Raw genomic sequence first — 8,422 nt, 5'->3', positions numbered from 1 at the left:
GTTCATCGCTGCGGTCAAGTTTCTGTTCGGGTTGGGAGAGGTTGTTTGAAAGGTTCTGGCTCATGCGGCTCCCCCGCTTGTTTCGTTGACCAGGCCGGCCTTGCGGTCGAGACGTCTGGAGACGGAATTTTCCGTGGCGCCTGTGATTGCGGCGACGAGTTCCTGGCTGGAAGCGTCCGGCAAAAACACGCCGTTGTTCCGTCCAAGCCGCAGTACGACGATGCGGTCAGCTACGGCGCGCACATCTTCCATGTTGTGGCTGATGATGATGACACCGAGGCCGCGCTCGCGGACGCGTTCGATCAGGTTGAGCACCTCGGCGGTCTGAGCGACGCCAAGCGCCGCCGTGGGCTCGTCGAGCATGATCACCTTGGGGTTGAGCAGAAGCGAGCGCGCCACCGCGACCGTCTGGCGCTGGCCACCCGACAGGGACGCGATGGGCTCGCGAACAGAGGGAATTCGCGCGGCGAGTTCGCGCAGGAGCCTCCAGGCGCGGACTTCCATGGCGACCTCGTCCAGATTCCATGGCGACATCTCATGGCCGAGAAACAGGTTGGCTACGACATCAAGGTTTTCGCACAAGGCCAGGTCCTGGAACACAGTCGCAATACCAAGGCCAAGTGCGGTGCCGGGACTGTCGAGGACCACCCCTTGTCCGCAGAATTCGATGGTGCCTGATGTCGCCTGGTGCACACCGGCGAGAATTTTGACAAGCGTCGACTTGCCAGCGCCGTTGTCGCCCACGAGCGCCACGACCTCGCCGGCATTGATGTCGAGCTCGATGTCGGTGAGCGCGGATACTGCGCCAAAGTTCTTGGAGATGCCGCGCAGCCGCAGCACTGGCTCGCCCTTGGCGGGGATACTCTGGATGTTAGCTGTCATGGCCTTGACCTCTCGACCGAAAGCACCCGGCCACGCCAAGCGCGGCCGGGCACGAATTTGCAGCGTCAGTTGATGATGCCGAGTTTGCGGCAACCTTCAACATATTCGCCGGTGCAGATTTCTTCGGGCTTGTTGATCCCCTTGTCGAAAATCTCCGCCTTGATGTTTTCAGCCGTAACGACGGCCGGGACAAAAAGCTGCGAGGGCGTGTCATAGAGCTTGTTGGGCGCTTCGGGCGTCTCGCCCTTCAAAAGCTTCACGGCGACATTGGCGGCTGCGGCCGCCACGATTTCGGAAGGCTTCGAGATCGTATTGTACTGGTCGCCCGAAATGATCAGCTGCAGGGCGGCGATGGTTGCGTCGTTGCCGGTGACCGGCGGGACCGGCTTGGCGCCCGCTGCCTTCAGCGCTGCGATCGCACCGCCGCCCGTGCCGTCGTTGGCGGCAACGATGCCCTTGATCTGGTCGCCGAAGCGGGTGATCTGGCCGGCAGCCCATTCTTGAGCCTTCGGCGGCGCCCAGTCTGGCGTGTCGAATTCGGCAAGTGTCTTGTAGGGCGATGCGTCGAGGGCGGAATCGATGCCGTCGCGAATGAGGCCGGCGGCAGCGTCGGTCGGCGAGCCGTTGATTTGGAGCACGCCTGCCCCGTCTGGAACGCCGGAAGCCTTCAGATGGTCGACAAGCGACTGCGCGATGGCGCGGCCAATGCCTTCATTGTCGAAGGAAACGTAGTAGTCCGCCGGCTTGCTGGGGATCGGACGGTCATATGCGATGACCTTGACGTCCTGGGAATGGGCAATTTCGACCAATGCCGCGGCTGCTGCGGAATCGACCGGATCAAGAACAATGACCTTGGCGCCCTGGGCGATCACGGAATTGAATTGCTGCTGCTGCAAGGCCACGTCGGCATTGGCGTTCTGGTAGATGACCGTGCAGCTCGGACAAAGCTTAGCCATCTCGGCCTTGAAGCCTGGATAGTCGTGCTGTTCGTAGCGGGTCGAGGCCTGGTCCGGCATTAGAAAGGCAACGGTGGCAGCTTCCTGCGCCATCGCAGCGCTGYCGAGCGTCACGGCCAGGCCGGCCGAGGCAAGCAAATAAGTAAGCGTCTTCATAAGTTTCCTCCACCAATGATTTGGGCCCGCAAGCTAGGCTTCCGGAGGAAATGTCAGAGTTCAGGCCTCGCTGCGCCATTCGCCGTCGTGGCGCACGAAATCGAGCGTTGCAACTTGCGCTGCCGCGTCGATTGTCCCGGTTCCTGATCCGACTCCTCCCCGAGTCAGCTTAGCTTTGCTGGCAACTACATCGATTGCGCAAGCTTGCTCAATCGATGAAGCAGAATTGCTCCGTATCTCCGTTGATGTCAAGGTGGCTCGGAAGTGGAGACCTTATTCGTGAAGCGAAGCACGCTGACAAAACGTACGACGATCTACGATCTGGCCGAGCTGGCCGGCACGTCGGCAAGCGCTGTGAGTGCTGTGTTGAACGGAAACTGGAAGAAGCGGCGCATCAGCACTCAGCTTGCGCAAAAGATCACACTGCTCGCCGAAGAGCAGGGCTATGCGCTGAATATGCAGGCAAGCGTGCTGCGCCGGGAACGTTCGAAGATCATCGGTATGATCGTGCCAAAATACGACAACCGCTACTTCGGGTCGATCGTCGAGCGGTTCGAGGCGATGGCGCGCGACAGGGGGTTGTTTCCCATCGTAACTTGTACCCGCCGCGATCCTGCGCTGGAAATAGAAGCGGCAAGGGCCATGTTGTCCTATCAGGTCGACTGCCTGATCGCCACCGGTGCGACCGATCCAGACAGAGTAGTGGATCTGTGCTCGGCTGCGGGCGTTCGTACCGTGAACCTCGACCTGCCAGGTACGCGAGCACCTTCGGTCATCTCGGACAATTATGGCGGCGCGCTCGAGCTGACGCGGCGGGTGCTTGCGAACAGCGAGAAGAAATTCGGCGAAATGACCCCGTTACTGTTTGTCGGAGGGCGCGGAAACGATCACAATACGTCCGAGCGCGTGCGGGGCTTCCGCACAGCCCACGCCGAAGCTGGCATCGAGGTCGATGAAAGGCTCATCTTGACGTGGGGTTACGCGCCAGAGAAGTCTGAGCAAGCCATGAAACACTTAGCCGAAACCGTGGGTGCTCTGCCTCGTGGCATGTTCGTGAACTCGACCATATCGCTCGAAGGAGTCATGCGCTGGCTTCGTGGGTCAGGCCTGTACGCCGACCGTATGCCGCTGCTCGGCTGCTTCGATTGGGATCCCTTCGTGGCGATGCTTGGCGATCACATCGAAATGATTCGCCAAGATGTTCCTGGAATGCTCGATGCGGTCTTCGAGATCATCGATTCCGGCGCTTCTGAGGTGAAAACGGTTCAAATTCCGCCGATCGTGGAAAAGGTTGGTTAGAGCGAGCAACTCGGCTCTGACCCACGATGCTCGTCACTCTGCCGAGTCTTGGAGCCGCTCTTGAATGTCTCGGATGCCACGTAGCACGCGCCAGAAGTCGACGTGATCTGTCTGCTCGATATAAAAGTGTAACGCGCAAGATCGGTTGGCAGTTCTAGGGTTTTGCCGGGAATATGCGGGATTAGCCGGGAAACGGCGAAAATGGACGACAGAACATGGCTTGAGCGGGCACTGTCGACTACTTTTTCCCCCGCGTCGGCGATGGACTATGCCAATCGAAGTTGCGCGACGCATGCCTGATCGGATGCGTAGGATTTGTAGCGGCCGATCGCGGTCTCAACGAGCGAGCGCTTACCGTAGCTGGTCGCAGCCTGCCATTTCATCCGGCCGTCTATGTTGATCGCCGCGATATGCCGGTCCCGCTGGCTGAGAGGTTCGGTATCTGCCCGCTCGATTGCGTTTGCACGCGGCGGTATGACGATCGCTGCACTGCCGCTATGGTTGGCGACGGCCTTGTAGGTTGGCTCGCTGTCATAGGCGCCATCGGCTGTGAACTGGCCGATCTCTCCATCGATCTGGTCGAGCAGCGGCTCCACCTGCGAGGAATCTCCAGTGTCCTGATCGGTCATGATGTGAGCAATGATATCACCGCTGTCGGCTTCCAGCGCCAGATGCAGCTTTCGCCAGCTTCGCCGCGATCTGACGCCGTGCTTCTCCTCCAGCCACTGCCCGGCGCCATAGATTTCGAGCCGGTGCTGTCGATGAGGACATGTACGGGTCCGTCTCCTGGAAACCGGCGACCTTGCCGCCTACCAGGCATTCGGGAGATGCTTGTCCGACGGCTCAGCGTCGTATGATCGGGGACGGCGAGATCCAGCCCCATCAACTGCAGCACCGATGCCAGCAAGCCCTCCGCCTGACGCAGCCGCAGGCCGAACACCAGGCCCAGCGTCAGAGCAGTTTCAATCGCCAGATCGGAGTAGCGCGGCTGGCCGCCGCGGGTCGTCCGCTTCGGYGCTCGCCAAGACGACAAGGCTTCCGGCGTGAGCCAGAGCGTCAGGCTTCCTCGTCGGCGAAGACCTGCGTCATATTCCCGSCAGTTCGTCACCTGGAACTTCATCTTGCCGATGCGATGGCGGCGGGAGGCACAATGTTTGAAGGGCATGAAGATGACGAACCGGCTATTTCAATCGCCCCTCGACTACGCCATCGCCGCTAAACGATCCGTGCACCAATACTGCGTCGTGGCAGCAACTCCGAGGCGCTAACGGATTTCCCGCGCGACCGCCTGAAGTTTCTGAAAGGCGGTGTATCTGTGGGCATGTTGCTTAGCAGTTTTCCCATCAGCAGGGGTATAGGTGGCATCCGTACGCGAAAGGCTCGTCATCGCAGAGCCGATGTCAGCGAACACCCCGGCAGCCACGCTCCCGAGAATGGCTGCTCCCAACAGAACAGGCTCTTCCGAGCGCGTTGCCAGAACCGGCTTTCCAGTTGTGTCGGCAAGGAGTTGGCGGACAATGTCGAGCTGGCCAGCACCCCCGCTTATGACGATCTTTTCGATCGTCGCGCCGGATGACGCCTGCACGTCGATGATCTGACGCAATCCATAGCCGATACCACACAGTCCCGCGATGTAGAGTGAAACGAGATTGTCGATATCGTGCTCCATGCCAAGGCCGGCAACGACAGCGCGGGCATGCGGATCGGCAAAGGGCGCACGGTTGCCGAGAAATTCCGGGACGACATGAAGGCCGTCGGCCAATTCTACCGCCTGGGAAAGCTTTGCAACCTTCTTCGCGGCAAGCTCGGCGAGCAAGACCGGAAGCGAGACACCCTCGGTTTCCGCCAGTTCCTGTGCCTCGCCGGCCGCAGGATGGAAAGACAGGAGTTGCTCGATAGCAGCTCCGGCCGCGGATTGGCCGCCTTCGTTCAGCCACATGCCTGAGACCATCGCCGAATAATAGGGTCCCCAAACACCGGGCACGAACACCGGTGCTACGGTTGAGGTCATCGTGCAGGACGAGGTGCCAAAGACGTATCCGAGATTGCTCTGTGGGAGGCCGTCCACTCCCACTGTTCCAATGCCGCCTGCATGAGCGTCGATCATGCCTGCGCCCACCGGAGTGCCAGCAGGCAGACCAAGTTCTTGGGCCGCACGCTTAGTCAGACCGTTTCCGACTGCTGAGCCCGGATCCACCACATCCTGGCCGATGCGTGAGAAATCCTCGTCCGCAAGCACACCGAGGCCGATCTGCCGGAAGTAGCTCGAGTCCCAGCGCTTCTCATGTGCGAGGTAGGTCCACTTGCACGTAACCGTGCWGGTCGAGCGAGCAAGATCCCCCGTCGCGCGCCAAGTGAGGAAGTCGGCAAGATCGAAGAACTGCCACGCGGCATCGAAGACCTCGGGGCGGTTTTCATGCAACCACAGCAGCTTCGGCGTCTCCATCTCGGGCGAGATGCGTCCGCCGACATAGCGCAGGACTTCATGGCCCTGCGCATTGATCCGTTGCGCCTGGGGTACTGCGCGGTGGTCCATCCATACGATGATGTCGCGCTGCGGATCCTCTGAGGGTCCCACGGGCAGAGAACTGCCATCCTTGCCGAGGACAACGAGCGAACAGGTCGCATCGAACCCGACACTGACGACAGTCTGTGGATCGATGCCAGCGTTGGCGACCGCCTCGCGGACCGAGGCGCAGACGGCTGCCCAGATCTCGGTGCTCGACTGTTCGACGATTGAACCAGCCTCGCGCCAGAGCGTGATATCGCGCTTGGCCGATGCCAGCATGTTGCCGGTAAGGTCGAACAGGCCCGCCCTTGCGCTGCCGGTCCCGACATCAACGCCGATAAGATAGCGTTCGCCGCCCGTGGGGCGTGCGGAGGAAGTGTTGGTCATGGTCTACCGCCTGCAATCAGAATTGGATCGGCGAAGGCAACAACCTTCGTCTGCGACACTCAAAGATCGACGCTGTTTGGCAGGATCACTAGATCGCGTATCGTGACGTTACGCGGACGCGTCAGCATGAAGAGCACCGCATCGGCCACTTCCTTCGGCTGCATCAGGCTGCCATTGGCGAGCGCCTGGTCCATTTTTTCCTTCGGCCAGTCGTCGAGCAGGGCCGTGACCACCGGGCCTGGCAGCACCGCGCCTACGCGCACGCCGTGCTGGGCCACCTGGCGCCGGGTGCTGTGGACGAAGGCCTGAACGGCGAATTTCGAGGCCGTGTAGATCGGTTCCCAGACAACGGGTACGACACCGGCAATCGAACTGGTGAAGAGGATGTCGCCGGACTTCTGCTCGATCATGTAGGGCAGCACAGCATGCACTGAGCGGAAGGCTGCGTTGATATTGAGATTGAGAACCCGGTCCCAGGCATCCGGGTCGCCTTCGGCAACCGGACCGCCGATATAGGCGCCGGCATTGGCGTGGAAGACATCAAGCTTGCCGGCGATCTTGATGATCCGCGGCAGCATGCCGGACACCTCGGCCGGCTTGAGCAGGTCGACGACAAGTGGCAAGGCGTTCGGGCCCAATTCCTTACAGAGCTGCACCAGCTTGTCCTGTGCGCGGTCGATAAGGACGACCTTTGCGTCTTCGGCCAAAAGTGTACGCGCGCATTCGAGCCCGATGCCGGAGGCAGCGCCTGTGATGGCTGCGACTTTGCCCTTCATGAGATCTGCCATTTTATAACTCCATTTCGATATATTGGGTCAGGCGCGGCCGTGGCTGACCCGAGAGCGCCGCGCCAGAGAGTCGACGATGACCGCGATGGCCAGGACGCCGCCGGTAATCATGTAGCGAAGCGACGAGCTGAGATTCAAAAGCGTCAAGCCATTTGAAATCGCTTGGATGACGATAATCCCGAGCAGGGCCGAATAGGCGCTACCGCGTCCGCCGAAGAGGCTAGTGCCGCCGATGACAGCTGCCGCGATCGCATTGAGGTTGACGTCGCCAGTGCCGGCCTGCTGGCTCGAGGAGGCAAGTCGTGAGGCCGAAAGGACACCGCCCAGCGCTGCCAGCGTGGAGCAGAGCACGAAGGCGCTCATATATATCCTGCGCACATTGATGCCAGAGCGTCGTGCGGCTTCTTTGTTGCCGCCCACGGCGAACATCGAGCGGCCCCACTGGGTGCGCGTCAGCGCGTAGTTGAGCATCACGGCGAGAGCGACGAAGAGGCCGAACATCCATGGCACGCCACGGCCGAGGTTGAGATAAAAGACTGCCAGTTCGAGCGCAACGGTCAGCATAATGGCTTTCAGGATAAGCGTGCCGAGCGGCTGGGCTGAAAGGTTGGCTGCCTGGCGCTGACCCATGGTGCGCATGCCCTTGGCGATCATCGCGATGCCTGGCAGCAGCGCTAGCCCATGCGAAAGCCAGTCCGGCATGATGAGGATCTGGCCAAAGCGAACGAGAGACGAGGCATAGGGCAGGTTGATCGAACCAGTCGGCCCGAGAATGTAGAGCTGCAGGCCGAGCAACGCCAGCAGGCCGGCGAGCGTGGCAATAAAGCTCGGCATCCCGAGGCGGTTGTAGAGGGTGGCGTAAAGCAGCCCAACGCAGGCGCCAACGACAAGGGCTGCGATAATCGCACCGGCGACGGGCCAACCCATATTGACCCACAGCACGCCCACCATAGCGGACGCCAGGCCGCTCATGGAGCCAACGGAGAGGTCGATCTCGCCAAGCACCAACACACAGATGATCCCGAGCGAGATGACGCCGACGGTGGCGCAATCGAAGAGCAGGTTCACCAAGTTGTTGGGCGCAAGAAAAATTGGGTTGAGAGCCGAAAAGACGACCGAAATGACGATGAGCCCGACGGCGACCGGCAGCATTCCGAGGTCGCCGGAGCGCACGCGGTCAGCGAACCCGCGCATCATTCCAAAGATACCCTCGTCGCGGCGCACGCGTTCATCGCTGCGGTCAAGTTTCTGTTCGGGTTGGGAGAGGTTGTTTGAAAGGTTCTGGCTCATGCGGCTCCCCCGCTTGTTTCGTTGACCAGGCCGGCCTTGCGGTCGAGACGTCTGGAGACGGAATTTTCCGTGGCGCCTGTGATTGCGGCGACGAGTTCCTGGCTGGAAGCGTCCGGCAAAAACACGCCGTTGTTCCGTCCAAGCCGCAGTACGAC

Annotated in this window: 6 protein-coding genes and 2 pseudogenes; 1 reads left to right on the top strand and 7 read right to left on the bottom strand. The window is 60.9% G+C overall.

All coding sequences use genetic code 11. From position 1 onward, the window contains the following. Positions 1-60: 60 nt before the first annotated feature. Both AC1DUU_RS15670 and AC1DUU_RS15665 read right to left on the bottom strand, forming a co-directional pair. Positions 61-882 (bottom strand): ATP-binding cassette domain-containing protein, encoded by an 822-nt coding sequence (locus AC1DUU_RS15670; RefSeq protein WP_476784330.1) that lies wholly within the window; start codon positions 880-882, stop codon positions 61-63. A 65-nt stretch (positions 883-947) separates the two neighbouring features. Then, complete coding sequence (locus AC1DUU_RS15665) at positions 948-1,994, bottom strand: ABC transporter substrate-binding protein (protein WP_476784329.1); 1,047 nt, start codon at positions 1,992-1,994, stop codon at positions 948-950. Positions 1,995-2,273: 279 nt separating this feature from the next. Here AC1DUU_RS15665 and AC1DUU_RS15660 point away from each other — a divergent pair, with 279 nt between their 5' ends. Next, positions 2,274-3,293 (top strand): LacI family DNA-binding transcriptional regulator, encoded by a 1,020-nt coding sequence (locus AC1DUU_RS15660; RefSeq protein ID WP_476784328.1) that lies wholly within the window; start codon positions 2,274-2,276, stop codon positions 3,291-3,293. A gap of 311 nt (positions 3,294-3,604) precedes the next feature. Here AC1DUU_RS15660 and AC1DUU_RS15655 read toward each other — a convergent pair. The 5 genes and pseudogenes from AC1DUU_RS15655 to AC1DUU_RS15635 form a co-directional block, all read right to left on the bottom strand. Further along, positions 3,605-4,458: pseudogene (locus AC1DUU_RS15655) on the bottom strand (IS5 family transposase); the annotation flags it as partial. 99 nt (positions 4,459-4,557) lie between these two features. Then, positions 4,558-6,189 carry an FGGY-family carbohydrate kinase gene (locus AC1DUU_RS15650; protein ID WP_476784327.1) on the bottom strand — a complete coding sequence of 544 codons (1,632 nt, stop codon included), beginning with the start codon at positions 6,187-6,189 and terminating at the stop codon, positions 4,558-4,560. Between the two features lie 59 nt (positions 6,190-6,248). Then, a complete protein-coding gene (locus tag AC1DUU_RS15645) occupies positions 6,249-6,977 on the bottom strand; it encodes an SDR family oxidoreductase (protein WP_476784326.1) in 729 nt (242 codons plus the stop codon). A 27-nt stretch (positions 6,978-7,004) separates the two neighbouring features. Next, positions 7,005-8,267, bottom strand: coding sequence for a sugar ABC transporter permease (locus tag AC1DUU_RS15640; protein WP_476784325.1), 1,263 nt, complete (start codon positions 8,265-8,267; stop codon positions 7,005-7,007). Further along, positions 8,264-8,422 (bottom strand): annotated as a pseudogene (locus AC1DUU_RS15635) (sugar ABC transporter ATP-binding protein); the annotation flags it as partial. The gene AC1DUU_RS15640 and the pseudogene AC1DUU_RS15635, both read right to left, overlap by 4 nt.

This window comes from Aminobacter sp. P4_H6_2, assembly GCF_056400805.1.
This window is presented reverse-complemented; position numbering and strand designations above follow the sequence as displayed.

What these genes read in the sequence shown, in the direction of transcription:
- AC1DUU_RS15670 (WP_476784330.1), bottom strand. Translation starts at nt 882, where the DNA reads ATGACAGCTAACATCCAGAGTATCCCCGCCAAGGGCGAGCCAGTGCTG.
- AC1DUU_RS15645 (WP_476784326.1), bottom strand. Translation starts at nt 6,977, where the DNA reads ATGGCAGATCTCATGAAGGGCAAAGTCGCAGCCATCACAGGCGCTGCC.
- AC1DUU_RS15640 (WP_476784325.1), bottom strand. Translation starts at nt 8,267, where the DNA reads ATGAGCCAGAACCTTTCAAACAACCTCTCCCAACCCGAACAGAAACTT.